The 25,980-nt window shown below is 54.1% G+C and carries 22 protein-coding genes; 8 read left to right on the top strand and 14 right to left on the bottom strand.

What is annotated here, in order from left to right; all coding sequences use genetic code 11:
• Window positions 1–20 precede the first annotated feature (20 nt).
• The 6 genes from KTT_RS28510 to KTT_RS28485 all read right to left on the bottom strand — a co-directional run bounded on the left by KTT_RS28510 (window position 21) and on the right by KTT_RS28485 (window position 4,737).
• Complete coding sequence (locus tag KTT_RS28510) at window positions 21–1,316, bottom strand: RNA-guided endonuclease InsQ/TnpB family protein (RefSeq protein ID WP_235845902.1); 1,296 nt, start codon at window positions 1,314–1,316, stop codon at window positions 21–23.
• A gap of 4 nt (window positions 1,317–1,320) precedes the next feature.
• On the bottom strand, window positions 1,321–1,719 hold the full coding sequence (gene tnpA, locus KTT_RS28505) for an IS200/IS605 family transposase (protein ID WP_126601091.1): 399 nt from the start codon (window positions 1,717–1,719) through the stop codon (window positions 1,321–1,323).
• A gap of 38 nt (window positions 1,720–1,757) precedes the next feature.
• The gene (locus tag KTT_RS28500; RefSeq protein WP_218031033.1) at window positions 1,758–2,288 is read right to left on the bottom strand and encodes a CoA-binding protein; all 531 of its coding nucleotides are present in this window, start codon (window positions 2,286–2,288) and stop codon (window positions 1,758–1,760) included.
• 39 nt (window positions 2,289–2,327) lie between these two features.
• Entirely contained in the window at window positions 2,328–2,825 is a 498-nt protein-coding gene (locus KTT_RS28495; protein ID WP_174844808.1) for a CoA-binding protein, read from the bottom strand.
• Complete coding sequence (locus tag KTT_RS28490; protein ID WP_126601090.1) at window positions 2,825–4,165, bottom strand: O-acetylhomoserine aminocarboxypropyltransferase/cysteine synthase family protein; 1,341 nt, start codon at window positions 4,163–4,165, stop codon at window positions 2,825–2,827. The genes KTT_RS28495 and KTT_RS28490 overlap by 1 nt, the downstream gene beginning before the upstream one ends.
• A 341-nt stretch (window positions 4,166–4,506) precedes the next feature.
• Window positions 4,507–4,737 carry a DUF2795 domain-containing protein gene (locus KTT_RS28485; protein ID WP_126601089.1) on the bottom strand — a complete coding sequence of 77 codons (231 nt, stop codon included), beginning with the start codon at window positions 4,735–4,737 and terminating at the stop codon, window positions 4,507–4,509.
• Window positions 4,738–6,107: 1,370 nt separating this feature from the next.
• Here KTT_RS28485 and KTT_RS28480 point away from each other — a divergent pair.
• Window positions 6,108–6,821, top strand: coding sequence for a DsbA family oxidoreductase (locus KTT_RS28480; RefSeq protein ID WP_126601088.1), 714 nt, complete (start codon window positions 6,108–6,110; stop codon window positions 6,819–6,821).
• Between the two features lie 204 nt (window positions 6,822–7,025).
• Here KTT_RS28480 and KTT_RS28475 read toward each other — a convergent pair whose 3' ends face one another.
• From KTT_RS28475 to KTT_RS28465, 3 genes are read right to left on the bottom strand one after another with little or no spacing between them, the layout of a single operon-like run.
• Window positions 7,026–7,931 (bottom strand): carbohydrate ABC transporter permease, encoded by a 906-nt coding sequence (locus KTT_RS28475; protein ID WP_126601087.1) that lies wholly within the window; start codon window positions 7,929–7,931, stop codon window positions 7,026–7,028.
• A 3-nt stretch (window positions 7,932–7,934) separates the two neighbouring features.
• Window positions 7,935–8,861, bottom strand: a complete 927-nt coding sequence (locus tag KTT_RS28470; RefSeq protein ID WP_235845901.1) for a carbohydrate ABC transporter permease — start codon at window positions 8,859–8,861, stop codon at window positions 7,935–7,937.
• Between the two features lie 41 nt (window positions 8,862–8,902).
• Window positions 8,903–10,306 (bottom strand): ABC transporter substrate-binding protein, encoded by a 1,404-nt coding sequence (locus KTT_RS28465; RefSeq protein WP_235845900.1) that lies wholly within the window; start codon window positions 10,304–10,306, stop codon window positions 8,903–8,905.
• Between the two features lie 363 nt (window positions 10,307–10,669).
• On the opposite strand from KTT_RS28465, the gene KTT_RS28460 reads away from it, so the two are divergent.
• Window positions 10,670–10,966, top strand: a complete 297-nt coding sequence (locus tag KTT_RS28460; protein WP_126601086.1) for a hypothetical protein — start codon at window positions 10,670–10,672, stop codon at window positions 10,964–10,966.
• 115 nt (window positions 10,967–11,081) lie between these two features.
• Here the strand turns inward: KTT_RS28460 and KTT_RS28455 are convergent, their stop codons facing one another.
• On the bottom strand, window positions 11,082–11,837 hold the full coding sequence (locus tag KTT_RS28455; protein ID WP_160146186.1) for a 3'-5' exonuclease: 756 nt from the start codon (window positions 11,835–11,837) through the stop codon (window positions 11,082–11,084).
• Window positions 11,838–12,260: 423 nt separating this feature from the next.
• Here KTT_RS28455 and KTT_RS28450 point away from each other — a divergent pair, with 423 nt between their 5' ends.
• Window positions 12,261–12,473 carry a hypothetical protein gene (locus KTT_RS28450; RefSeq protein WP_126601084.1) on the top strand — a complete coding sequence of 71 codons (213 nt, stop codon included), beginning with the start codon at window positions 12,261–12,263 and terminating at the stop codon, window positions 12,471–12,473.
• A 209-nt stretch (window positions 12,474–12,682) separates the two neighbouring features.
• Here KTT_RS28450 and KTT_RS28445 read toward each other — a convergent pair whose 3' ends face one another.
• Window positions 12,683–13,978 carry a D-glucuronyl C5-epimerase family protein gene (locus tag KTT_RS28445; protein ID WP_126601083.1) on the bottom strand — a complete coding sequence of 432 codons (1,296 nt, stop codon included), beginning with the start codon at window positions 13,976–13,978 and terminating at the stop codon, window positions 12,683–12,685.
• 368 nt (window positions 13,979–14,346) lie between these two features.
• On the opposite strand from KTT_RS28445, the gene KTT_RS28440 reads away from it, so the two are divergent.
• From KTT_RS28440 to KTT_RS28420, 5 genes are all read left to right on the top strand, one after another.
• Complete coding sequence (locus KTT_RS28440; protein WP_371864918.1) at window positions 14,347–15,366, top strand: AAA family ATPase; 1,020 nt, start codon at window positions 14,347–14,349, stop codon at window positions 15,364–15,366.
• A complete protein-coding gene (locus KTT_RS28435) occupies window positions 15,356–16,375 on the top strand; it encodes a DUF58 domain-containing protein (RefSeq protein ID WP_160146185.1) in 1,020 nt (339 codons plus the stop codon). Before KTT_RS28440 ends, KTT_RS28435 begins: the two co-directional genes overlap by 11 nt.
• Before the next feature lies 1 nt (window position 16,376).
• Complete coding sequence (locus tag KTT_RS28430) at window positions 16,377–17,321, top strand: VWA domain-containing protein (RefSeq protein ID WP_160146184.1); 945 nt, start codon at window positions 16,377–16,379, stop codon at window positions 17,319–17,321.
• Between the two features lie 174 nt (window positions 17,322–17,495).
• Window positions 17,496–18,404, top strand: coding sequence for a R2-like ligand-binding oxidase (locus KTT_RS28425; RefSeq protein ID WP_218031032.1), 909 nt, complete (start codon window positions 17,496–17,498; stop codon window positions 18,402–18,404).
• A 186-nt stretch (window positions 18,405–18,590) separates the two neighbouring features.
• Window positions 18,591–21,248: a DUF8189 domain-containing protein gene (locus KTT_RS28420; protein ID WP_126601078.1), complete on the top strand. Its 2,658-nt coding sequence runs from the start codon at window positions 18,591–18,593 to the stop codon at window positions 21,246–21,248.
• A gap of 46 nt (window positions 21,249–21,294) precedes the next feature.
• On the opposite strand, the gene KTT_RS28415 is transcribed toward KTT_RS28420, so the two are convergent.
• The 3 genes from KTT_RS28415 to KTT_RS28405 all read right to left on the bottom strand — a co-directional run bounded on the left by KTT_RS28415 (window position 21,295) and on the right by KTT_RS28405 (window position 25,189).
• Window positions 21,295–21,915 carry a VOC family protein gene (locus KTT_RS28415; protein ID WP_126601077.1) on the bottom strand — a complete coding sequence of 207 codons (621 nt, stop codon included), beginning with the start codon at window positions 21,913–21,915 and terminating at the stop codon, window positions 21,295–21,297.
• Window positions 21,916–22,092: 177 nt separating this feature from the next.
• Window positions 22,093–23,100 (bottom strand): hypothetical protein, encoded by a 1,008-nt coding sequence (locus KTT_RS28410; protein WP_126601076.1) that lies wholly within the window; start codon window positions 23,098–23,100, stop codon window positions 22,093–22,095.
• A gap of 229 nt (window positions 23,101–23,329) precedes the next feature.
• The gene (locus tag KTT_RS28405) at window positions 23,330–25,189 is read right to left on the bottom strand and encodes a glycosyltransferase (RefSeq protein ID WP_126601075.1); all 1,860 of its coding nucleotides are present in this window, start codon (window positions 25,187–25,189) and stop codon (window positions 23,330–23,332) included.
• Between the last annotated feature and the right edge of the window lie 791 nt (window positions 25,190–25,980).

Here is a 25,980-nt window from a genome sequence, read left to right as displayed (position 1 = left end):
TACGTGACGACTCCCCACGGCTAAAGCCGGGGGCTTCTCAGAGGCGCGTCCTCTGATGGCTCCGTCCGAGCCTGGGTTTTCTTCTTTGTTGTTTTAGGTGTTGGACGTAGGTTGAGGCCATTCCACACAGCAAGAATGTTCATGGCGGCGTTGATATCTCTATCCAACACCAAACCACAGTTCTCACAGGTATGGACTCGCTCACTGAGATCTTTGTGCGGCCCTTCATGCAAACATCCACTGCATACCTGACTGGTTTTATAGGGATCTACTTTTTTCACCTGGACAACACCGGCACATGCTGCCTTGTATTCACACAGGTTCATAAACGTAGACCAACCCGCATCCAAGATCGACGTATTCAAACCAGCTTTTTTGCTGGCACCATTCGGGAGAGAGGCCCCAGTTTCTTTTTCTTGTTTGGGTTTGGGTGCCTTGCTCATCTTTGATGGTGCCAGATCTTCAAACACAATCGTCTCATAGGTATTGACCAAACAACGTGACCACTGATGGAGAAAGTCCTGTCGCTGGTTACGCACCTTGCGATAGGCTTTACTCAATCGCTTGACCGTCTTCTTCCGACGTTTGGATCCGCGTTTCTTGCGTGCGAGTTCCTGCTGCATGCCTGTAATCTTCTTTTCAGCCTGACGGAAGAAGCGCGGATTTTCTATGATGTCACCTGTTGAGAGAGCTACAAAGTGACAGAGTCCCAGATCGATACCAACGGCTTCATCTGTGTAGGGTGTGTGCTTTTCTTGGCTCGCTTCGATTTCACCAGAGAAACACACATACCAACAATCACCTTCTCGCTTGATCGTACACGTTTTGATGGTCCCTTGCACTGGACGGTGCACCTTGATCTTGAGATGCCCAATCTTCGAGAGAACCAACCGATTCCCTTCAAGTGAGAAACCAGATTGTGGATAGCAGAACGAATGATACCGATCTCGTCCCTGATACCTGGGATACCCTGCCTTCTCTCCATTCTGCACACGTCGGAAGAAGGCTTTGTACGCTTTATCAACCCGCTTCAAGGTCTCCTGCAACACCTGAGAATAGATATCGTTGTACTCGTCCCTGACCTCCTTCACTTCCGGGAGTTGGTTGATTTGACCGTAGCAACTCCTACCATGATCCTTTATGGCTTGTTTGCGCCACTCCTCATCATAGAAGTTCGGGTGGTGCTTGATGATTGCCCAGGTATCACGGCGCTCTTGGAGCGCTGCGTTGTACAGTTCACGGGTCCGATCGAGCGTCCATTGCAACGTCTCTTGCTGTTTGCGAGTCGGATAGAGTCGGTATTTGTAGGTACGCATCCTGCTATTTCCCTTTCTGACTCTCAACATAGCGTTTGACGACTTCCAAGGTGACACCGCCGGTTGTTCCCACGTAATAGCTGTTATTCCACAGCGAGGGGAGCTTTTTCTTGAGATCAGGAAACTCCTGCCTTAATTGATGACTGGTGAACCCTTTGATCAACCGAATGAGCTTATGAATGCCAAATTGGGGATCACATCCCACCAGCAAATGCACATGATCGGGCATGACCTCCACTTCGACACATTCCTGTTTCCATTTCTGGATCGTTTCGATGATGAGCTCTTTCAGACGCACATCAATTGGATTGAGCAGGACTTTCCGTCGATATTTCGGGACCCAGACCACGTGATAGTGGCAATTATAAACCACATTTGAGTTCCTTTTAATTTCTGTATCCATGCTCAAATTATAGCAAAAAAGAGTAATTATGCCACTATCTAGTTACTCTTTGGTGATATGTGCGACTCATATGCCCATACATGCATGGGGGAGTTATGCTGCTTTTGGCTCCCCATCTCGCCCCATAAGGACTCGCTTATATCCCCATAGCTAAAGCAAGGGGTTTTACGCTCGATATGATAAAGGAGCCCGGCGGCCTGTGCGCGCCGCTTTGTCTCCTCGTTGGCGATGCCCAACTGGAGCCAGAGTGCCTTTGCTCCTACACCGGCGGCCTCATCGGCAAAAGGAGGGGTCTGCTCGGGACGGCGAAAGACGTTGACAATCTCGATCTGTTCTCCTGCGGCGGCCGCATCCGCCAGCGTCGCGTAGACGCGCTGACCCAGAATCTGCTGCCCCGCGTAGAGCGGATTGATCGGGATAATATCGTAGCCCGCCTCCTGCATATATGCCGACACGTCGCGGCTGGGCCGGTGCGGCTTCGCCGATAGACCGACTACCGCGATATGACGATAGTCTCCCAGAATCTTGATCAGCACATCTGGCGTCATATCTTTGCCCTCGTTAAACATAATCCCTCCTCACTAACATCTGCAAGCTTTGCATAATCTTCAAAGCTTGCGCGAAAGAATCACTCCGGTGTTCAGTCCGATGGTGTGCAGACCACCAAAGAAACGGGCATGCTCCATCTTGACACAGCGGTCCTGAACAAAGATCAGCCCCGCCTCGCGGGCCAGCCCGCTGGTCTCGTCGTTGCGCACGCCCAGCTGGAGCCAGAGCACTTTCGCGCCGATCTCAACGGCCTCCGCCACAAACTGTGGCGTATCCTCGGCCTTGCGGAAGATATCGACGATCTCGATCTGCTCGCCAGCCGCTCTGGCCTCTTTGAGAGAGGCATAGACACGCTTGCCCAGAATGGTCTTTCCGGCGTAGCGTGGGTTGATGGGGATGATGTCGTAGCCTTCGGCCTGCAGGTAGATGGCTACAAAATGGCTGGGTCGATAGGGATCGGCGGAGAGCCCCACGATGGCGACGTGCCGATACTGCTTGAGTAGCTTTAATCGCTCGTACATGTCGGGCGTGGCTGAATACGCTGTGCTGCCGGCCATTATTCTGCCCCTTTCTCTGTTGCTTGCGTCCCTGCCTGTACGCTGGCCGTTGCTTTAGCCAGCGCCTGGTCCAGGTCCCAGAGGATGTCTTCGATGTTCTCCAGGCCGATTGAGAGGCGGATCAGGTCGGGCGTCACGCCGCCAGCGAGGAGATGTTCTTCTGAAAGCTGTTGATGCGTGGTGCTGGCTGGATGGATGATCAGGCTACGCGCATCTCCAACGTTGGCCAGGTGGGCGAAGAGCCGGACGTTGTTGATGACGGCCTTGCCCGCCTCGTAGCCACCTTTGACGCCAAAGGTAAAGATGGCGCCGCCGCCACGGGGCAGGTAGCGTTGCGCCAGTTCATGCGAGCGGTCCTCGGGAAGACCCGAATAGCGCACCCAGCTGACGGCTGGATGCTCCTGCAGGAATCTAGCTACCTGCAGTGCATTCTGACAGTGCCGATCCATGCGCAGCGAAAGCGTCTCCAGGCCCTGCAGCAGGAGGAACGAATTGAACGGGCTCAGACTGGGACCGGTATCGCGCACCGTCTCCACGCGCGCCTTCATCACGAAGCAGAAGTCCCCGAAGGTTTCGTAGAAGCGCACACCGTGATAGCCCGGCGAGGGATCGACGATATGGGCGAACTTCCCGTTGTCCCAGGGGAACTTGCCGTTTTCGATCAGGACGCCGCCGATAGAGGTGCCATGACCGCCGATGAACTTGGTGGCGGAATGCACCACGATATCCGCGCCATGCTCAAAGGGACGGCACAGGTACGGCGTGGCGAAGGTATTATCTATGATTAGAGGCACGCCCGCTTCGTGCGCAATATCGGCCACGGCCCGCATATCCAGCACATCCCCGCCGGGATTGCCGATGGTCTCGCCGTAGAAGGCGCGTGTCTTCGGCGTGAGCGCGCGCCGGAAGTTCTCGGGATCGGTGCTATCGACAAAAATAGTGTTGATGCCCCACGTGCGCAGTGTAAGATCGAACTGCGTATGGGTGCCGCCATAGAGATTGCTGGCCGCTACCAGTTCATCGCCCGGCCGCAGTAGCGTCATCATTACAGCCATCTGGGCCGCCATGCCGGAGGCCGTGGCGACTGCGCCCGTACCGCCTTCGAGGGCGGCGATGCGCTCCTCAAACGCGGCCGTGGTCGGATTCATAATGCGCGTATAAATATTGCCAAAGCGCTGCAGCGCGAAGAGGTGAGCCGCGTGATCGGTATCGTCAAAGATATACGAGGTTGTCTGGTAGATAGGGACCGCCTGAGCCCCGGTCGTTGGATCGGGCCGCTGGCCCGCATGCAGGGCCAGCGTATCAAACCCAAATACGTGATCGCCATCGATTTCTGGCATCGTTTTATGTTCTCCTGCCGAATGTATAGATATCTTCTCTTCATAGCATATGAGTTCTGGCAGTTAAATAGCAAGTCTGCTCCAGGCCGCCATTTGATAGGTGTGTCATAATGCATCGATCAATTGCTGCTCGCAGGTGATGATCACGAGTATCAGACACATCCGAAGTACTTCCACCTCTTACCACGCCATCATAACATAAAAAAATCTAATTTTTCAATACTTTAAATGTTTAAATACAGTATTAAAGCAAATAAAATTATTGAGAATATTTGAAAATTTTTGGGGCAAAAAATCTCCCTCCTTCCTGTGAAAGGAAGGAGGGAGACGTATACCTGAAATTAGAAGTCGCGCTTGCCGCTCTGGGCTTTGTCAGCTGAGCCAGAATTGAGAACTTTGCAGACCTCGCTGGAGGAATTGTACTGCTGCTGTGCATTCAGCTGGCGCAGCGCACTGCAAACCTGCTCGTCGGCGCCCTGCTGGCGGACATGAGCGATGATTTCGTCGCGCCTGGCCGGCCAATGCATATTCTTCAAATGCTTCTCAATATTGAGTGATTCTGCTGTAGCCATGTAATTTCTCCTTAAAACGTTCGTAAAGATACGAACACAACTTACGAAATACACCAAACTTGTAATGCTACAAATTTGGATAACTTCTGTTATTAGACTACCCCCACCTAGAAGCTACACATGTTCATCTGTAGATATTTTTACGATCTTGTCTATGACAATGATATATTCCCGAAGGCGCGTGCGAACACCCGCTCTCAGGCGTCCGCATGCGCGGCCGCACTGGTTTTTTTCTGGTGGTGCAGCAGAGGCGCGGATCCGCGCCTCTGCTGCACCACCAGAAAAAAGACTCTGAGCACCGCGGGTGCGAAAGCTCAGGCATGTGGTGGTGATGATCTTGTGAAGCAGAGTTATGGTTTAAAAAACACGAACGATGGAAGGCAGACCAGGGAAGGAGTGGGATGATGTGACACTTTTGACATCCATGTCATGTCTCTTTGGGCGGAGGTTAACTCGAATTCGAGTTCGAGTATCTACTTTAAGATAAATTTTAAAATAAATATATAACTCGAATTCGAAATTCGAGTCGCGAGGCAAAAAAATATTCATTGCCATTCATGTCATTTTCATGTCACAAATGCCATTTCTGAGCTTAACCGTATTGCTGCGATGCTATCGCATGAATTTATTGTAACTATACTGTAATGAGATTGTAATTTTTGGTCATGTCAGGCATATATTCTGGACATATCCGTCATGTCGGTCGCGACATTTCTGTGTCATCTCTGACATCCATGCCAGCGTTGCCATAACAGGCTTTCTGCCGTTTCTGACAGCTTTATCCTTTGTACTATAGACCCATACACGAGCTTTGGTGGCGACCAGCGCGATATCGCCGTTTCTCTTCTATGCTTTTATGCATGCTGCATAGAAAATTTTCTTTTCATCATAGCGGACTCCAACTGATGCGACAAGCCCCGAACTAAGTATTTGTGCTCGAATTTATACGTACAAATGTGTATTGTGAAGTGTTCTGTTTGCTTGTATAGTATGCTCGAAGAGCCAGGGAAACGCATATTTATTATGTCGAAGGCTTCCAGGAGTATAACTGGCCTCTTGTAGCGGGAGCATTTATGCGGTGCTTCCCCTCCTCCAGGTAATTGCATATTCCATTTTGTACCTGCCGGATGGCGAGGACAGGTTTGTCAGGGAAAGATGTTTTGTAGACAGATGTGTCGTGGCAGAGTTGAATACTATAGGACGGTTGTGTCAGACAGCGATGTCATGAAGATGATTGTGATAGAGGTGGCAGGACATGATTGTCTGATTATCAGATCTGCCCAATTGTGGATTATGACACGGATGTCCGTGGCGAGAATAAAATGTGGGACTGCGTTGTTGTGATAGATAGATATAAGGAGGAGGAAGAAATGAAAGTAGAGATCTGGTCCGATGTGGCCTGTCCCTGGTGTTATATAGGTAAACGTCGTTTTGAGGCGGCCCTGGCCGACTTTAAGCATAAAGACCAGGTCGAGGTGATCTGGCGCAGCTATCAGCTTGATCCATCGGCGCCACGTACGTCTGAGACAAAAATGACCGAGGTGCTGGCACAGAAATATGGCGTGAGCCCGCAGCAGGCCGAGGCCATGAATGAGCGCGTGAGCAAGCTGGCCGCCGAAGTAGGACTCGACTATCACATGGGTGATATCCGTCATAGCAACACCTTTGATGCCCACCGTCTGATTCACCTGGCGGCGCACCATAATCTGCAGGATGCCGCCAAAGAGCGTCTATTGAAGGCCTATTTTACCGAAGGCGCTTCAGTCGGCGACACAGAGACGCTGGTGAGATTGGCGTCCGAAGTGGGCATCGACGCCGAAGAGGCACGTTCGATGCTGGCCGGCAACGCATATACTGACGAGGTAAGGGCCGACATCGAGCGCGCCCGCATGTTCGGCATCGAAGGTGTCCCCTTCTTCGCCATCGACGAAAAGTACGGCATCTCCGGCGCCCAGCCCACCGAAGTCTTCAAGCAGGTCCTCGACCAGGCCTGGGCCGAATCCCACCCCCTCATCAAGATTGGCGCCGACAACACCGACAGCGGCTACTGCGAAGGCGACAACTGCATCATCCCCCAGCAATAAAAAAAATTTTCATACAGCAATCGGGTAAATAGGGGGGAGGTGCAGGAGGGGCGTCAAGCCCCTCCTGCCGGGGTTTGGGCGAGCATGCTGGGGGCATGATCAAGTCCCCAATTTCCCCCTTAATACAGCAATCGGGTAAACAGGGAGGAAGACCAGCGCTCAGCGCTGGTCTTCCTCCCTGTTTACCCGATTGCTGTATTTTTCTTATCCTTTGACGCCTGTGAGGGTGATGCCCTGGATAAAGGTTTTCTGTGCGAAGAAGAAAAGAATGATCACAGGGATCAACATGACGGTACTGGCCGCCATCAAGGCGCCGAACTCGGTGCTATACTGTCCCTGGAAGAACGAGAGGCCCAGGGAGACGGTGTAGCGCTGCGAGTCGCTGAGATAGATCAGGGGTCCCAGGAAGTCGCTCCACGATCCCAGGAACTGGAAGAGCGCCACAGTGGCGAGGGCCGGTTTGGCGAGCGGCAGGATCACCCGCCAGTAGATGGCCAGTTCGTTGGCCCCATCGATGCGCGCCGCTTCGGACAATTCTTTGGGAATAGTCATGAAGAACTGGCGTAGCAGGAAGATGTAGATGGGGACGCCACAGTACGTCGGGATGATCAACGGCAGATAGGTGTTGACCCAGCCCCAGGTTTTAAAGAGCGTAAAGAGGGGCACCATCGTGACATAAAAGGGGATCATGGTGGTGGCCAGGATAATGATAAACAGCGGTGTACGCAGCGGCCAGTCGATGCGTGCCAGTCCATAAGCCACGAACGAGCAGGAGAAGACCGCTCCGATGACGGCGAACAGGCAGATCGTCAGCGTATTTAGCACATACAGCCCAAAGGGGACCGCCTGCAGCCCATAGATATAGTGCTCCAGCGTAATGGGGTCAGGGAACCAGACGATCGGGAAGGCGCTTAACTGTGTATTGATCTTGAGTGACCCGGTGACCATCCAGAAAAACGGGATGATAAAAAGGATGCTCAATACGACCAGAGCGATATGCGCCAGGACCTGGGTGCGCGGTTTGGCCGTGATGTTCGTTTCATCGCGTTGCGTGGTGCCCGGTCGGATGATTTCCAGGTCTTGAGGGTAAAGGTTTTCTTGAATGGCCATGATTTATGCTCCTCCATAATAAACGCGCCTGGCAACTATGCGGAAGGTAAGTGCGGTACACAGTAAGATGATGATGAAGAGGACCCAGGCCATCGCGTTGGCGTAGCCGACCTTGAAGTAGCGGAAGGCGTTCTGATAGAGGTACAGCGCCGCGATGAGGGTGGAGCCCGCCGGGTCACCATTGCCGTTGGTGAGCACGAAGACCGGGGAGAAGTATTGGAATCCGGCGATCAGACCGGTGATCAACGCGAAGAACAGATGCGGACTCAGGAAGGGTAGCGTGACATGGCGGAAGCGATTCCACGCGGTGGCACCGTCAACCTGGGCGGCATCCTGCAGGTCGCGTGGCACGTCTTGCAATCCTGCCAGCAGGATGATCATCAGGTTTCCCACACCCCACAGACTGAGAATGATCAGAGTCGGCTTCGCCCAGTCAGGACTGGACAGCCAGCCGGGTCCCGTAATGCCGAAGATCTGCAGGATGTTGTTGAGGATCCCATACTGTGGATTAAAGACATAGCCGAACACGACGGCCGAGGCCACGATCGGCACGATGCTTGGCAGGTAAAAAATGGTGCGGTAAACGGCGATGCCTTTCGTTTTGACATTCAGCAGCAGCGCCAGCATCAGCGCAACAATGATGCCCAGTGGCACCGAAAAAATGAGGATGTACACGGTGTTGTAGAGCGAACTCCACCAGTTGTCATCTCCAAATAGATCGATATAGTTGGTCAGGCCGATAAACTTGAAGGGCCCGAACATCGAATACGAGGTGAAGCTATAGTAGAAGGACATGATTAACGGGTACGCGGTAAATAAGAGGAGGCCGATAATGGCCGGTGAGGTGAAGAAGAGGCCCCACAGAAAATTGCGGCGCTGCAGGGAGCTCCATTTTCGTTTGTGGACACTTTGCACTCGTATTGTAGACACCAGAACCTCCTTGTTGTGCTATAGCGGTGCATTGTCAGGAGTTACAGGCCATGCTCACGATTGAAATCATCCCACTCTTTGGTTGTGCGTCTTTTAACCTCTTTGAGGGCTTCCAGGGGAGTCATCTTGCCGTAGACGGCTGACCCGACCAGGTCATTCAAGATTCCGGCGTAGAACGAGCCGACCGGAATCGAGGGCCGCGAATGTTTGGCGTTGATCAGTGTGGTATAGAATGGGGCCATCACTGGATCATTTTTAATCTTTTGCAGTACGGGGGCTTTGCTATAGCCAGGTGGGAAACCGACCGTGTCCCACTGGGCCTGCGTGCCCTCATCGCTGATGCTGACCCACTTGATGAATTCCCAGGCCGCATCAGGATTTTTCGCGCCCGTGGGGATAAAGAGGCTCCAGCCGCCCAGCCAGCCTCCCGCGCCTGGCTGCGTGGCTCCGGGTCCCTGCGAGGGCAGCAGCCCGGCTCCGATCTTCATCTTTGGCAGGGCCGTCACGATATCGCGATAGTTGGTAGCTACCAGGGGAGCCATCCCCACGTTGCCGGTTGAAAATACATGCAATTGCAGATTAGGGGGCGTGACGGCCACGCGGTCCGCGCCACCGACACTTTTGGCATATTGCACGATCCATTCCAACGCCTTCACAACGTACTCGTTGTCGGGCGTCACCACCTGCTTCTCGCGATCGTAGAACTCGCCACCAAAGGCCCAGCCCCAGGTAAAGATGGAATTACTGGCTCCATAGGTGTCCCAGGGGATCATGCCGATGCGCGAAACATTGCCATTGGTGGTCTTGTTGATCTTCTTTGAGAACTCATTGACCTCATCAATGGTCTGCGGACCCTTGTTGGGATCGAGCCCCACATCTTCAAAGACCTGTTTGTTCCAGAAGAAAGGAAAGTTAGCGTCGGCATCCCACTGCACCTGCCAGACCTTCCCGTTCCAGTTCATATCGTTCCAGACGGCGGGCCAGAAGTCATCTCCCGTTACTCCTGACGCCTTGATATAAGGGGTCAGGTCGGTCATGATGCCCTGCGCGGCCCATTGGGGGGTACTGAACGGAGTAATTTGTGCCAGGTCGGGTGGATTGCCGCCGGCGATAGCGGTCAGCAACTTGGGATTATCACCACCGCCACCGCCACCGGCGGGCGCGTAGGTAATCTTGATGCCGATCTCGGATTGAGATTCTTCGAACTTGCGGGCCAGGTTGACCCAGTGGTCATTATCCGCGCCACCGAACACATTATAGAGCTCGATGACGGTCTTGCGTCCCTGCGCAGCCTCTTTACCTTGCGCAGATAGCGTGGGCGAGGGCGAGCCCATAATGACGCCACAGCCGGAAAGGCCAAGCGCCGTTGTCCCTAACCCTATGGTTTTTAAGGCCGTTCGGCGACTGAGCCGACGTGCCACAGTGCGCTGAAGATTGTTGGTCAATGCCTTCTCCTTTGAGGTGATAGACAAACTCTCTTAGCCAGGCAACCGGGTTACATATATATGACGATCATGAGCGTATGCTTTTAACATATTTCTTAACCAATTTCTTTATCTTTAATAAAATTTCATTTTACAGTTGTTTGTATTTTACTTACCTCTGCAAATGTAATATAAAAATAATCATTGAAAATCATACGAAACCATGTGGAACAGAGAAGGGATTGGCATGGCCCCTTGACAGGGAAACTGGTTATCATATATGTTATGCCTGTGGCGTGAAAAGTTATCTGAAAGTTTCCTGTACAGCTTTTTTCTTTTTTGTCGCTGATGAGATAACCATGATAAATGGGAGGTTTCAGGACCATGTCAGAGCAAGAGCGCCCTCAAGACGTGAATGCACAGCCGCAGAATCCCGAGCAGTTTCAGGCTGCTCGTGAAGCGGCCGAGCAAAAGATACGCCAGGCGATCGAGCAGTATGCTTCTAAGATTCCCGGTGGGGAACAGTTTGCCAGCCAGGCTAAAGATGCCGCGACAAACGTGCTGAATACGCTGGAGAAGGAGGCGGGGAATCGGTTGGGTGGCATTGTGAGTGGCGCGGGAGGTATCCTCGAAGGGTTGTTTGGGAAGCGCAAGAAGGAGGATGAGCCTCCGCCCAGTTAGTTGCAGGCACTGTACTGTGCGAACTGTCGTCGTGCGCAGTGGCATTCCGGTGGTCGGGCACCTCGTATGTGCTCGCTACTGGAATGCCAGTTTTTTAGGCCTGCCTTCACCTCTGTCAGGATTCCAGGCTGGCCAGGACCAGCAGGAGTTGTCTGACGGCCTCTGCGTTTTCGCTGGCCCGTTGATCTCCAGTGCCAATGCCAAATTCGCCACAGGCCTCGCTGAGATCGTGTAGCTTATATTCCCGCTCCGAGATCTTTTCACCGGCATAGAGCGCGTATTTGGTCATCATACAATGCGAGACGATGGCCGGCAGCGCCAGTTGATAGCGGGCCGCTTCCTGGCGCAGGCTACGCAGATAGAAGGCTGCGTTGTAGATGATTAATTCATTCTGGATCAGCAATGGATAGATCTGCGGCCAGATCTCTGGAAAGCTCGGAGCCTGTGCCAGCTGATTGGTGGGGATCCCCTGTAGGTCCCCCTCGGTTACTGTGAGAGGTTGATCTGGCCTGATAAGGGAATTAAAGACGATTTGCCCATAGATGTCGACGATGGCCAGCTCAATGATCTCTTCGTTGCCCGCGATGGTAAGCGTCTTGCTAGCGAGGATCAAAGGGCGGCGCCTGACGATCTGTTGGGCCCAGCGGAGTACGGCCAGCCGTTCGGTGGTGAGATTAACGGACTGCGCGGGAGGAGGCGTCACAGGTAGCTGCGCTTTCCGATTGTGGATTGCCTGCATGGCCTTTTCTGGCGTGGTCGTTTTCCCCTGTGGATCCTTTAAGATCCACTGACTATTCTCCTTGGCCCAACGATAGCCATGGCGTTTGAGCGTCGCATTCTGTTGGGCTCTCTCCTCATTATCCAGCGCCATCTTACTCGCTCTCCTCTCAAGCAATCGAAGATCTAGGTGCAATATACCATACTCTTCTTTTGAGGGCAATAAACAGAGGAATTTTATGAAAACGCTATTTGTTCTCATCAAGCGCTTTATCTATGCGTGTGCAACACGTCTATTATCAATTAAGAATGTATCTATCTAGCGTTGTTATGCAACAGTAGATAGAGCATAGCTGCAATGCCGCCGCGCCCAAAGACTCCTGGCCTTTTTGAGAGGCATTTACAATCTACTTGGTACTAGGACTAATGGTTCATTCAAGTGTTGATCTGGCCTCTCTATAAGTTGTTATATGTAGATGGGGCAGTGCTTGTATCTTTGCTCATATATAGCATACCCCTGCTTCGAGCTTATTTTGAACGCTATTATATATTTCTTATAGAAAGGTTTTATCCACATATGAAATCAACCAAGCTGATGTTGATGGGCATTTTATTGATGTTGCTGGCCGTATGCCTGGCTACCAGCATCTCGCAGGCGCTCTTTAACATGTCCGCCAGTAATCCTCCCTTTATCCTGAAGCTATTTCCCGGTATCGAGGCCTTTCTGGTCGTGATTGGCTTTGTGATGGGGGTGGTGGGATATTTCCAAAGAGAGAACAAGCCCTTGTAGGTGCCAGGCTTGCCCTGGCTTGCCGCGCAGCGGCCCCGTACCCGGACGCTTAAGTTCCACCAAGGATGATCTCTTTCTCAGCGTTCTCTGGGAATGATCACGTTGTGATGGAACATGTGCGCCCGAGTACGGGGCCGCTGCGCGGCAAGCGCTCGCACAGGGCGTTGAGGATGCTCCCAGCATCCTCGCCTACGATATATGTGTGCCGCTTAATATGGGACCACGGGCATCTCGGTCTGTTGCAAGGCGTCGAGGGCCAGACCCATGGCTTCGGTTGTGAAGTAGTTCTCCTGCTGCGGCTGCCCACTGGCATCGTTTGAGACGTAGATCTGAAAATCTGGCGTTACCCGGTAGAAGTAGCCGTGATATATCGGCTCATAAAATCTGGTGGCCAGCAACGAGATCAACTGCTGCTGCTTGTCCAGAAACACCTGCGGCCTGCCGATGGCGCGCATCACCTGGTTAAAGCGGTAGAGGCCGATCAGGGCATGTGCCTGCGCCCGCGTCTCCTTATATTTTTGTTCCAGCCTGCCGCTATTCAAGTCCAGGGCGAAGTAGAGCCCCCCATTGCTTTGATCCCACAGCCCACTGTTGACCAGCAGGCTCTGCAATACCTGGCTGGCGACGTTCAGATACTGTTGATCGCGGGTTAGCATATAAGCCTCCATGAGGGCCTCGACGACGCTCCCCTGGGTACTGGCCTTCGCCTGGTCGTTGGTGACAACCTCGGTCCCGTTGCTGTTCACCATCATATTGTTATAAAAAAGGTGCGACTGTAGGTTGTACGAAGCCGCCAGTACGGTCGCCAGGGTGGACCTGCCCGCCTGGACCCAGGCCGGCTGGTGCCAGCGCGTGCCGGCGTCTATCAACGCGGCTCCGGCGGTAATGGAATGCTCAACGCTGTAGACGCCGGGCGTATGCGACTTGTTATAGAGTAGGTTCAGTTTTGGATCGAACCAGTGGGTGTAGTAGTTGCTGGCCGCCATGCTGGCTTCCTGGGTCAGCACCGGATCGTTCAGGAAAAAGCCATCACGCAACAGATAGAAATAAACCCATCCCTTTGGCAGATTATAGTTGAAGAACTCATAGTGGACGATGGGGGTCATCTTCTGGATATCCAGGTCGTAGCGTGTATCCCCGTGGTGAAGAAATTTGTATTCCGCCAGCGCGTTGAGATAGAAGAGATCCGTCTGTATGTCATGACTGGTAGGCGGATCGTCGTTGGTATTGGGATTAACCTTGTTGACCTGGGTAGGATTGTTCATCATCCAGTTGACGTAGAGCCCACCGGTTGTAAGCGATTTGGTCTTCGCGTTTGGATTAAAGCCGTTGACACTGATATTGAGCAGGACCTGCCGGGTCACCTGATCGATGACCTGGTTCAGCCCACCGCTTTTGAGCTTGCCATGGGCCGCTCGGGCCTGCATCCCGGTCAGCAGCATACTACTTACGCTATATAACAGCACAAATAGAACAACCAGAGATACTTTATACCTTTTCTGCATCAGCCACCTCCCACTTCTCTATCTATGGTTTTGATACCTACTTGTATTGTAAGGGATGCCATGAAATCTATGAACAACCATAGGTTTCATGGCATCCCGTTATCATTAATTTAAAAGGGGAGTAGGAGATACACCTATCCCTTGCCGATAATAATTCTCGTAGGTGCCGGGCTTGCCCTGGCTTTCTGCCTCCAATGCTTTCAACATAACACGTGTTGGTGCATCGGGTGCGCATCAGCGCCTCCAATGCACCAACACAAAAAATGAGTGCGTCTGCGTAGCGGACGCGCGTGTGGGGACGCTCACCCTGAGGAGGGGTGACGCGAGTAAGACCCGCGCTCAAAGATATAAAGAAGAAGAAAAGGACAATGTTTATGACTCACGTTCAGCGGTCTTTTGCGCCTCCGTCAACTCAGCCTTCGCTGATTGAGCCGTTATTGTTCGAAGTAAAGCGTTTGATTGTGGGACAGGATCATCTTTTGGAGCGTCTGCTGGTGGCGCTGCTGGCACGCGGCCATGTGCTGCTGGAGGGGGTGCCAGGACTGGCAAAGACGGCGACCATTAAGGCGCTGGCCCAGGTTGTGGGTGGCAGCTTTGGGCGTGTGCAGTTTACCCCCGACCTGGTGCCGGCTGACCTGGTGGGAACGCGTATCTATAACGCCAGAAGCGCCGAATTTGTGACTGAACTGGGTCCTATTTTTGTCAACCTTCTGCTGGCCGATGAGATCAACCGCGCGCCAGCTAAAGTTCAATCGGCCCTGCTCGAAGTAATGCAGGAGCGCCAGGTCACAATCGGCAAGCAGACCCACTTTGTACCCGATCCATTTTTAGTGCTGGCCACTCAAAATCCAATCGAATCGGATGGCACCTATCCTCTTCCTGAGGCGCAGCTGGATCGCTTTATGTTTAAGGTGCTGGTCAACTATCCCTCCTATGAGGATGAAATTGTGATTGTCGAGCGTGTGACGGGTACGAATATCACGCTCAAGACCCTGTTGACCCCGGAGCATCTGCGGGCCTTTCAGCAGCAGGTGGATCAGATCTATGTAGATCCGCATGTGGTGTTTTACGCGGCAACTCTGGTGCACGCGACGCGCGAGCCGGCGCAGCATGGGTTACACCACCTGCAACAGATGCTGCTCTATGGCGCGAGTCCCCGCGCCTCTATTAACCTGGTCGCGGGCGCGCGGGCGTTGGCCTTTATGCGCGGTCGGCCGTATGCGCTGCCCAGGGATGTCGCGGACCTGGCGCTGGATGTGCTGCGCCACCGTCTCGTGCTGAGCTATGAGGCGGTGGCCGATGGGGTCTCGCCCGACACCATTGTGGGTGACCTGTTGCGGCGTTTCCCCCCTCCACATATTGATCTGGGAGACCGCTATGTGGCCTGACCATTTCCTCATTAAGCTCTGCAAGTCCTTGCGAGCTCGCGAAGAGCCGGAGGTCCGGCCACCACAGAGCCGGTCCGCGCCGCCTGCCCACGTGTTGCGGCGTCTGGACTGGCATCTGATGCGTCCACTGGCCAGCTCGCTAGGTGGTAGCGAGCGCTCGCCGTTCCTGGGGCCGGGCGTTGAGTTTTCAGAGATCCGCGCTTACCAGCCGGGCGACGATATTCGCTTTATCGATTGGAACATCTCGGCGCGTTCCGAGCAGCCGATGCTGCGCGAGGCCTACGTTGAGCGCGCGGCCGATGTCTGGTTTTTGCTGGACCTGAGCGCCTCAACCCGCTGGGGAACGGCCGATTGCCTCAAGCTGGACCGCGCCCTTGAGTTTGTGACCCTGGCCGGTCAGCTCTTGAATCGAGCGGGCAATCGCCTGGGGGCACTGTTATTTGCCGCGCGACCGCTGGCCGTCATTCCACCCTCTGTGGGACAGCTGCACCTGCAGCAGCTGTTGGTTCGTGCGCGCCAGGTACAGTCAGGCGAGGACGCGGGACCCACCGATCTGTCGGCGGCCCTCACAAAGGTTCAGGCGGTAATGCGTCGGCGCGCCCTGGTGATCATTGTTTCCGATTTTCTGGTGATGGCCGGATGGCAGGGTGCGCTCAGCAAATTAGCACGACGCCACGAGGTGATCGCCGTGCGTCTGTCGGACCCACGCGAAGGCCATCTTCCGGATATAGGACTGGTGACGCTAGAGGATCCAGAAACGGGCCGGCAGTTGTTTGTAGATACGGCTGATGCCCGCGTGCGTGAGCGTTTTACACAGGTGGCTCAACAGCAGAGCGAACAGCTGCGGGCCGACCTGCTGAAGTGTGGAGCCGAACTCCTTCAGATCAGTACCGATGAAGATGCCTTGAGCAGCCTGGTGCGCTTTTTACGCACCAGGCGTGCGCGTAGCCTGCATAAACCTCGGACACAGGCGGCGCTGGCCGCGACTCGTGGGAAAGGGGATGTGTGATATGACTTTTCAATGGCCCCTCTGTCTTATAGCCTTGATAATCGTGCCGGTGCTCACCTGGTTCTATGTGGCCGCACAGAAGCGGCGCCGTACCTATGCTGTTCGTTTTACCAATCTATCCCTGCTTGAGCGCGTGGTCGGGAAGGGACCTGGTATGCGACGCCATATCCCACCCATCATTTTCGCACTGGCCCTGATCGCCCTGATAGCAGGGATGGCGCGTCCGATGGCCGTGATCGCGTTGCCGCGCGATCGCGCCAATGTGATGCTGGTGTTCGATGTGTCCGGTTCTATGGGCTCGACGGATATGACGCCCAGCCGCATCATGGCGGCGCGGCAGGCGGCCCATCTGTTCGTCAATGCTCTGCCGGCCAGCGTGCAGGTTGGCGTGATCAGCTTTAATAATGTGGCCGTGGTGCGGGCTCCGCTCACCGCTGACCACAGCCTGATTCAGCGCTCAATCGATACCCTGTTACCCGGTGGAGGGACCGCCATTGGCGATGGTCTGAATGCGGCCCTGGACCAGTTGCGACAGCAGGCGAAAGATAATAACGGTAATACGATTCCATCCACCATTGTGCTGCTCTCCGATGGCGCTAGCAATTCAGGCTCCGATCCGATGGAGGCTGCCCGGCGTGCCCATCAGCAACATATCAAAGTCAACACGGTTGGCGTGGGAGCGCGCAACTCGGTGTCGGTTGGGGAGGGTCATCTGTCGTCTGGCCTGGATGAGGCGGCCCTGAAAGCGATCGCCGACCAGACCGGTGGCCGCTACTTCTACGCCGGCGCCACGAAGACCCTGCGCCAGGTCTATACCGATCTCAGTACGCAGATTAGCTGGGTGACCGAGACCACCGAGATTTCGGCCCTGCTCAGTGCCCTCGGCGTCGTTCTTTTTCTGCTCGCCGGTTGCCTTAGCCTGCGCTGGTTTCAGCATTTCCCCTAGTCCTATTCCTGGTATAGTAGAAAACGTATTCTTTTCTACTACTTCTATGGCTTTCTTGATGCCTGTAAATGTATAATAGAACATATGCCGCTATTGTTTGTGTAGCTGGCAACCATCATCGTATAGTGTCTTGTAACTTCGACTCATAGCAGAGAGAAAGCAGGCAAACAGAAGATGGCCAACCTGATGCAACATTCAACCTTCCAGACCACCGGTAGTGTGGGGCTACGCCATGATACCCTCCCGATGCGCCTCTACCATAAAGCCAAGAAGCTAGGTACCTGGGATCCGCGCAGCCTCGATTTCACACAGGATGTCCTGGACTGGCAGCGCTGCAGTCCCGAGGAGCAGGAGACGCTGCTGACGTTGACCTCCCTCTTTCAGGCGGGCGAAGAGAGCGTAACACTAGACCTGCTGCCCCTGATTACCGCCGTGGCCCAGCAGGGGCAGTTAGAAGAGGAGATGTTCCTGACCACATTCCTGTTTGAAGAGGCCAAGCACACAGAATTCTTCCGGCGCTTTCTGGATGATGTGGCAGGCGTCAAAAAAGACCTGCATATGTATCATTCCGCCAGCTATCGCAAAATATTTTACGAGGAACTTCCTCAGACGATGTCAGCCTTGCTGACCGATACCTCTCCAGCCGCCCAGGTGCGCGCCTCCGTGACCTACAACATGATCGTTGAGGGAGTGCTGGCCGAGACAGGTTACCAGGCTTATTTTGATATGCTGGAGCGCAACCAGATCATGCCTGGACTCAAACAGGGCCTCACCTATGTCAAGCGCGACGAGTCCCGCCACATCGCCTATGGCATCTTCCTGATCTCACGCCTGGTCCTGCAGCAGCCGGACCTATGGGATATGATCGAGGTGCGCATGAATGAGCTGCTACCCTACGCCCTGGGTGTCATCCAGGAAGCAGACTCCTCTTTGCCCGCCGGTGAAGAGAATCGTTTCGGCCTTCGATTGACCGACTACGTCGGCTTTGCTATGGACCAGTTCAATAAGCGCATGAACAAGATCGCGAAGGCGCGCCAGCAGACCTTCGATCAGCTCTTCCATGAGCAGGACGATCTCTCCTAGCCGTCTCCTAATACCTCGCATCCCGGCACCTCATGCATGATACCCGCGTTCCCCCCGTAGGTGCCGGGCTCACCACGGCTTATAGTACTTTCGCCCCTTGTTTCTTATAGTGAAGAAGCAGCAGCAGCCCTTCATGGTAAAATGATAGTGCTCATGTAACTTGTAAGGATAAGAGGAGACGGCGCGATGGCCTACGATGTCAGTAAGAAGCTTGGGAATTATCGGTTGCTGGAGGTGCTCGGGCAGGGCGGCTTCGCCGATGTATACCTGGGTGAACATGTATATTTGAAGACATCGGCGGCCATTAAAGTGTTGCGTTTGCAGTTGAGCCAGGATGCGCTGGCGCGCTTTCTGGGTGAAGCGCGAACGATCGCGCGCCTGGGCCACCCACACATCGTGCCGGTGCACGATTTCGGTATCGAGAATGATGTCCCCTTCCTGGTGATGGGCTATGCTCCATATGGTTCCCTGCGCCGCCTGCATCCCATCAATAGTATTGTGCCCCTGTCGACGGTGGTTGGATATGTGAATCAGATGGCCCAGGCCCTGCAATATGCGCACGAGCGCAAGATTATTCATCGCGACGTGAAGCCGGAAAATATGTTGCTGGGCGAGCAACAGCGGCTGATGTTGAGCGATTTTGGGATCGCCGTGACCACGCAGAGCATGCCCAGTAATCCAATGCTGCCAAAGGCGGATCATGGTCAGGCCATCGGCACGACCACTTATATGGCTCCGGAACTATTTACCTCCGAGGCCGTGTTCGCCAGCGATCAATACTCGCTGGGCGTGGCGATCTACGAGTGGCTGTGCGGCGCGCCACCCTTCAGCGGTTCTGATATGGAGATCGCCCTGCAGCACGTCCATATTACTCCGCCCGCGTTGATCGATAAGGTAGCTATCCCGGCCGAGGTTGAGCAGGTAGTTATGAAGGCATTGGCCAAGCGGCCTGAAGATCGGTATCCATCAATGCTGGATTTCGCGGGCGCCTTTGAACAGGCCGCGATGGGTTCTGCTCCCCAGGCCTCCCCCGCGATTGTCTCTTCGGTCCTGTTGTCATCTGTCGTCGAGCAGACCCCTCCTGCCGCATCTCCTCCATTGACACCACCGATAGAACCTTATAAGGGATCTGAGGAGGGGGTGAGGTCACCGGATGAAATACCTGTGGAGGCGCCGCCCGCTCCGTCTGTTGGTCCTACAAAAAAGACCGAGATAGTGCGGCCATCGCTGGCCCTGCCGCATTCCGCCAGGCCAAAGGCTCTGCAGTTGCCAGCCAAAGAGGCCAGCCCGGCGACACCGGCAAAAAAACTTCCGCTGGTCTCTTTAAAGTTGCCGGCACATAGTTCGGGTGTATCCAGACGGCTTACCGATTATAGCGCCTCTCCCCAGGAACCCGTTACCGATGGTACCTCTGACGAGCGACCATTGCGCCTCTCGTCCTTTGCCCCGGCCGGAGAGCGTTCGGCCGACGATGCGACAGTTGTTGATGCCTCGGCGTCTTCTGCTGATCATGATCAATCGGTGCTCGCCTCTTTAATGCAGCGCTGGCCTGAGCAGGCGGCTCCGGCGCTCAAGCATCTATGGATGGAGAAGATGGTGCCGGCGGCGCGCTCCTTCTGGTCGGATAAGGCGGCGCCCGCGGCTAAGAAGGTGCTTGCTATTCCGTTGGTATCTCCTGATCCACAGCCAGAGGCTTTGCCGCCACCTTATGCGCGCGTTAATAGTCAGCGTTTGCCACTGCCTCCAACGACCCGGTCGGTTCCGGCGATACATAAAAAGGTGCAGACGCAGCCGGTGCCTGCGATTCCCTCTTCTATGCAGCGGCCTCCACGGGGAGTCTCACGTCGTGTGGTGCTTGGCACTCTGGGTGGGGTAGTGGTAGCCAGTGTCGCGGGCGGCGTGGCTATGATCAGCTGGCAGCAGGCTTTTCAGGGGAAGCATACTTCATCCTCAGCGCCACTGCCCGTCCATCATTCCACCCCAACTGTACAGTCCGCACCCACTCAGCAGGTGCCTTCACCGACGGCGCCGCCGCAGAACGCTGTGGTACTGGGATCAACGCGACCGGCCATCGTATCCTGGGGTCCCAACCAGCTGGACCTGTTTGTACGCGGGACCGATAATGGCTTGTGGCAGCGCCACTACGATGGCATCTGGCATGATTGGACGCGCGTGCTCGATGGCCTGGCCTTTGATCCTACTGTAGCCGCGTGGAGTCCCGGTCGCTTCGATGTTTTTGCCCGTGGTCTTGACGGTACCTTGCAGCATGCGTGGTACGATGGCAGCTGGCATCCATGGGAATCGCTTGGCGGCTCGCTCACCTCGGACCCATCTGCTGTCTCGTGGGGACCCAATCGGCTGGATGTGTTTGCGCGCAGTGTCGATAACGCCCTCTGGCATAAAGGGTTTGATGGCAGCTGGCATGATTGGGACCGCCTCGACGGCGTTCTGCTCGCCAGTCCTTCGGCGACCACCTGGGGCCCCAATCGGCTGGACGTTTTTGCGCGCGGCGCTGATAGCGCGCTCTGGCATCGTGGCTATGATGGTAACTGGCACGACTGGGAAGCACTTGGCGGTTCCTTTGAGTCAGATCCGGCCGCCGTCTCGATCGCTCCCAATCACCTGGATGTCTTTGTGCGCGGAGCCGGAAACGTCCTGCAGCAGCGCAGCTTCGATGGTGCCTGGCACGACTGGCAGACCCTGACCGGTGTGTTGACCACCAGCCCCTCCACCACTACCTGGGGCAATGGTCGCATCGACGTCTTTTCCCGTACCGCCAACAACGTCCTGCAGGAGACCTGGTATCAAAACGGCGCCTGGCAACCCTGGATCTCCTTGAGCTAAGATTGGGCTTGTTCTGCAGTAGATGAACGCTTTGGATATTTGTGGGTCAGGGCAGTATAAGTACACCCTCGGGGGTAGAGAGCCCGACGCGATGGATGCCCGGTTCCCCATCAACAATGTGCAATGGTACCTCAGCTGCGCCCAGCCACTTTTTTAGCTTCAACGGGTCGCCGGGCGTGATCTCAAGCCAGGCGATACCCTGTGGTGCAGCGGCATGGTGAACCCGGATGTTGCCGGGATAGTAGGTGGGATCATCCCACTGCATAAAGAAAGGCAGCCAGCCATCTAGCAACGAGAGGGATAGGCCGGCGGCCTTCCATGTCAGCAGTGTGTTGTCGGGACGTCGCCTTGAGCGACTCTCAGGTGCGAGTCCCCGTTCTCTGGCTACCTCCTCAATGGTATCTGTGCGCAGGGACCAGCGTACCAGCCGGTCCCCTTGTCGTATCTTCTGGAACAGCGCCATTCCATACGGGTTGCTCAGAGCCTTTTGCTGATCAACGATGCCCAGGATCTCAAAGTAGGCGTCTCCCAATGGGACGATGCGATTGGCCGTTCCCAGGCCGGGATGATGTCCACCATCGACTACGGTAAGCCCTCGCGACTCTATGCGCCGTGTGGCCACCTCCAGGTCCCGCACTCCATAAATTACCTGCGAAAGGGCTAACATAATGACTCTTGCTGTTGTGAGCTGTCTCCATTTTGGATGATTATGCTCCCGATTATAAATGGAAGGAGGTGTATTTGCCTATACATTTTAATTGGGGTTGCTGGAGAAAAAAGGAGGCCAGGCTCCGCACCATAGGAATAGGAGCGGAGACGCTGGCCTGAAGTGGGCAGAGATGTTTTATGCCTGATAATGGTAGATCTGATTGATGTCGTTGGCTGGTATCGGGTGCGTGGGTATCTGAATGATGACGGGTTGGTTGAATTGATTGCAGTTGAAGGTCAGCGTCTGCTGCATAGTCACCGTCGGCATGGCGTCTTTCTCGGTTGTCTTATAGACAACGGTGCTACTGGCGCGATAGACGTAGTCGGTGGCGGGATCGATCCAGAAGTCGCTGCTGCCGCTGGTATTCTGCGTCTGGATCGAGGCGAAGAACGAACTATAGTTCTCTACATCGATGGCGCGCAGGGCCGTGCGGTCTTCCTCAGCGAAGGTAGCGTGGATGTGGCGTAGCAGACTGCCGTTCATTTTCTCCAATCCCTTATTGCTCACCTTTCCTGCCTGCATGGTCAGTTGAAGCAGGGCTTTGACCTGTGACATACCCGAGAGCGCGTAGATCTGCGTGGCGGGCTGTTCAACCAGCGTTCGCGTACTAATCATATACCACTTCTGGTTGACGATTGGTTCTCCGAGCAGGTAGGTGTTATCATTGCCCTGTTGATGCTGATCCATGGTGAAAGTATAGCCAGAGTGGGGCTGGAACAGGGGCGGATCTGTTTGCTCCTTCAGGTGTATCTGCGAGCCATTGGTGCCTGCATCATCACCGGACCCCTCTTTCCAGTTATTATATGCAGCCGCACCGGGCAGCGGCTGCAGGGTCTGCAAAGTCTGTAGGATGTTGCCAGATGGATTGGGTGTTGTGCTGTCCGGTGTGATGTTCTGACGTTTGGCATCTAGCGTAAAGTGCACTCCCGTCAGACTATTCATCGCATTACTGCTTTTCTGTAGGATCTGCAGTGGAGTGAGCGCCTCTGGCGTCGGCTTCTTCTTTTGCTGATCCAGCGTCCGAGTCTGCGCCTGTACATTATGAGTAGTTGTGGGGGACATGACATTGCTGCAGGCGCTCACCAGTAAGAGGAGCAGCAGCGCGACACAGCAGCTGAGACCGATACGCATACCTTTTCGCATATGTTTTTGTTCCTTCTTCATCCATTCATTTTTTTAGATTATCAACATAGAGAAGTGTTATCGTGTCTTTAGTATGGGCTGCTGCGGCCTCTCATTCCACCTCATCTTCACCTCATCTGCTTATCGTTTCCTCATCATCTATCTTTGGCGGATAAAGAAAAGAGCTGCTTCTCTGTCAATGGCAGGGAAGCGGCTCTTTTGATATTGCTAATGGAAGGATGCGCGTTTTTCAGGCGGCGATCTCTTCAGAGCTGAGCATGGCCAGGGCTTTGACCCACTGGTAGTTGCCCGGCAGGGTCTCACCCTCCAGCATGCTTGTGGCCAGGTAGAGCCAGCAGAGGGCGTTCGGAATGGTCAGGTAGTCGCGGTTGGCCAGAGCCGCGGCGGCCGAGCTCATGCTGGTATAGAGCATGTCATCTGTCAGCAGGTTGTAGAGATGCTGCGCAACCTGGTTGGTGTCGCCGGTCTCTACCAGGTAGCCGTTGACATTATCATGGATCTGCAGTGGGATGCCACCGACTCGGTACGCTACGACTGGCTTGCCTTTGAGCAGGGCCTCGGTTACCTTGACCTCAAAGCCCTCTTTGATTGAGAGCTGTAGGACGACCGCGCTCCTGCGTAGCAGCGTGTTCAGAACCTGGTCGCGGTGAGGCAGGCGCGCCACCTTGACATCATGGGCGAAGCCGATGTATGGCTCGGTCTGCAGGATGCGTTTGATCAGGCTATAGACCGGCACACCATCGGGATCATCGATTGAGCCATTACCGGCGATAACGAGCTGTGGCACAGGCCGCTGCTGCTCTTCCAGCATCTGGCGCAACTGCCGGTACGCATCCAGTACGTCAGGAATACCCTTAGACGGATCAAAGCGCGCGATCTGAACGATGTATGGACGCTGGCTATCCAATGGGGTCTGACCCTCCTGGATCAAGATCTTGTTGAATAGCTTGATATATGTGTCCATTTGCTGCTCGCTCAGCGGCTTGTTCAGACCATCGACCGGATCGGTGGTGGCGGGCATGTACAGCACTTTTTCGTCCGGCACGTTCGAGGGTACGAACATCTTCATAGGATGGCTGATAAAGTAGTCCGCCTGCCGGATGAAGTTCCACAGGAAGCTCCATGTGGTATGCTGGGGCGTGCCCTCCTGGGTAGCCAGGTCCGCTACGATCTGAATGTGTGAGCGATACAGGATCTTGCAGTCTGGATTGGCCTCTTTGATATAGGGAATCAGGCCAGCCGGTTGTGGATCGTCAATGACGATGACATCGGCCTGCTTGAATACAGGATCCAGCACCATGGCGTTCTCCTGCGTCCAATCCAGGTAGACCTGTTTGTCGTCTTCCGTCAGTTCGGTCGAAGGGCTGGCCACGTTCTGCAATACGTTATGAACTTTGGTTTTGGTAATGTCAAAAACTTCTTTTTTGGGGAGTAGAATATGCCAGTGGGCATCTACACCCAGCAGTCTGAGCAGGCGAATCAGAGCATGGCGCATCAGGGCGACACCACCACCCTGTGGGGTAGCGTTAATAAAGACCAGGCGTTTCCCCTCAAATTTGTGTGCCAGCTGCTGGACCATTTCGAAGTCCTCGGCCGTTACTGTGGAACGATACTCTTCGAGGGTGGTCAACTCACTGACAACCACCTCGCGATCGGCCGTCAGAGGCACTATCGCCAGGTCATTCTGATCGAATTGAAGACGTGCGTAGCGAACCAGGTCCTCGGCCGTCATCGGCTGATCTGCCCGGCGCTCGGCGCGCAGCGGTACGATATCTTCCTGCATCCACAACCGGGCTCCCAGCTCTGGAGTAAAGTCCCCCTCGCGGAAAGTGGCAGCAATAAATTGCTGGTTGTGCTTTTCCGCCGTCTGTTTGAGCCAGTTCAGGGCATCCTCGCCAGCATCTGTATCAGTGACAGCCTTTTCAAATGACATACTATTAAGGTTACTGTCTGATTCAGCTATTTGTAAATTGCCGTCCTGTAATTGTAGACTGGCATAGGTTGCGGCAGGGATCGCAAGCTGCTCGATTTGCGTGGCCCGCGACTGCTGCTCCTCTGATGCATTATTTCCAGAGGATGTAGCAGGCATGTCTTCTATAAGTGTTCTGGTTGGTTTGCTATAAGACGAATAAGACAATTCATTTACCTCAAGGAATGATATTAGTGCTAACACTTACAGGTGTATCAAATAGTTCCCTATCAGACATGAGACCCTGTTACCTATGATAACAATACTCCACCACATTCTATTTCGGCTTTTGACCTCTGTTTAGACGTAACATTGGTTAGACAAACAGGTCCGGTGTCTGATACACTGTGAAACCTCGCTACTGGATTAAAACACATTCTACGCTTGACATATAGGCTGAACTAGAAGGGTTACGTCTGTTTTCTACTATCTACTATGGGTATTATACATCCCCTCAGGGTAGGATTTCTGTGCCGTCTGCCACACAATTAGCATCGATAGATATGTGACTAAGCCCACAATTCAAGCTCGTTCACATCCATTACCGCCTTCTATTTTTCTATAATCAGGAAGCATTTCTGTTATTCGACGGGTAGTACAAATTTGCTACATAAATTTCACATTAGGTGGCGACAAATAACATATATTTATTCTTTATCTTTCAGCGGTTTCCAGGTCTTTCTAACTATGAATTAAGCCCGGCAAATGATAGTATTTCTACGTTTTCTATTAAGTCAGCCATTCAACCAATAGTAAAATACTATATTCAATCTTATGATAGCGCCAGGTGTTGTTTACGCATGGCCTGCTATATGGAGGTAATGAGCGCCCCACAGCGCGCCCACACGTACTGTGGTCGTTTCTCGTTTTGCACGATCTTAAATTGAAAGTATTGGCATTCGCGCCTCCCG

The sequence above is a fragment of the Dictyobacter aurantiacus genome (assembly GCF_003967515.1).
Classification (GTDB): Bacteria; Chloroflexota; Ktedonobacteria; order Ktedonobacterales; family Ktedonobacteraceae; genus Dictyobacter; species Dictyobacter aurantiacus.
The sequence above is the reverse complement of the archived record's forward strand: the minus strand, read 5'-3'. Positions and strand labels throughout refer to the sequence as shown.

Bases quoted from the DNA above. Each gene is read 5' to 3' on its own strand.
- KTT_RS28410 (WP_126601076.1), bottom strand. From the start codon at position 23,100: ATGCGAAAAGGTATGCGTATCGGTCTCAGCTGCTGTGTCGCGCTGCTG.
- KTT_RS28460 (WP_126601086.1), top strand. From the start codon at position 10,670: ATGTCAGAGCAAGAGCGCCCTCAAGACGTGAATGCACAGCCGCAGAAT.
- KTT_RS28455 (WP_160146186.1), bottom strand. From the start codon at position 11,837: ATGGCGCTGGATAATGAGGAGAGAGCCCAACAGAATGCGACGCTCAAA.
- KTT_RS28490 (WP_126601090.1), bottom strand. From the start codon at position 4,165: ATGCCAGAAATCGATGGCGATCACGTATTTGGGTTTGATACGCTGGCC.
- KTT_RS28415 (WP_126601077.1), bottom strand. From the start codon at position 21,915: ATGTTAGCCCTTTCGCAGGTAATTTATGGAGTGCGGGACCTGGAGGTG.
- KTT_RS28450 (WP_126601084.1), top strand. From the start codon at position 12,261: ATGAAATCAACCAAGCTGATGTTGATGGGCATTTTATTGATGTTGCTG.
- KTT_RS28445 (WP_126601083.1), bottom strand. From the start codon at position 13,978: ATGCAGAAAAGGTATAAAGTATCTCTGGTTGTTCTATTTGTGCTGTTA.
- KTT_RS28500 (WP_218031033.1), bottom strand. From the start codon at position 2,288: ATGTTTAACGAGGGCAAAGATATGACGCCAGATGTGCTGATCAAGATT.
- KTT_RS28405 (WP_126601075.1), bottom strand. From the start codon at position 25,189: ATGCCTGCTACATCCTCTGGAAATAATGCATCAGAGGAGCAGCAGTCG.
- KTT_RS28440 (WP_371864918.1), top strand. From the start codon at position 14,347: ATGTTTATGACTCACGTTCAGCGGTCTTTTGCGCCTCCGTCAACTCAG.
- KTT_RS28480 (WP_126601088.1), top strand. From the start codon at position 6,108: ATGAAAGTAGAGATCTGGTCCGATGTGGCCTGTCCCTGGTGTTATATA.
- KTT_RS28485 (WP_126601089.1), bottom strand. From the start codon at position 4,737: ATGGCTACAGCAGAATCACTCAATATTGAGAAGCATTTGAAGAATATG.
- KTT_RS28475 (WP_126601087.1), bottom strand. From the start codon at position 7,931: ATGGCCATTCAAGAAAACCTTTACCCTCAAGACCTGGAAATCATCCGA.
- KTT_RS28495 (WP_174844808.1), bottom strand. From the start codon at position 2,825: ATGGCCGGCAGCACAGCGTATTCAGCCACGCCCGACATGTACGAGCGA.
- KTT_RS28425 (WP_218031032.1), top strand. From the start codon at position 17,496: ATGGCCAACCTGATGCAACATTCAACCTTCCAGACCACCGGTAGTGTG.
- KTT_RS28430 (WP_160146184.1), top strand. From the start codon at position 16,377: ATGACTTTTCAATGGCCCCTCTGTCTTATAGCCTTGATAATCGTGCCG.
- KTT_RS28510 (WP_235845902.1), bottom strand. From the start codon at position 1,316: ATGCGTACCTACAAATACCGACTCTATCCGACTCGCAAACAGCAAGAG.
- KTT_RS28435 (WP_160146185.1), top strand. From the start codon at position 15,356: ATGTGGCCTGACCATTTCCTCATTAAGCTCTGCAAGTCCTTGCGAGCT.
- tnpA (WP_126601091.1), bottom strand. From the start codon at position 1,719: ATGGATACAGAAATTAAAAGGAACTCAAATGTGGTTTATAATTGCCAC.
- KTT_RS28420 (WP_126601078.1), top strand. From the start codon at position 18,591: ATGGCCTACGATGTCAGTAAGAAGCTTGGGAATTATCGGTTGCTGGAG.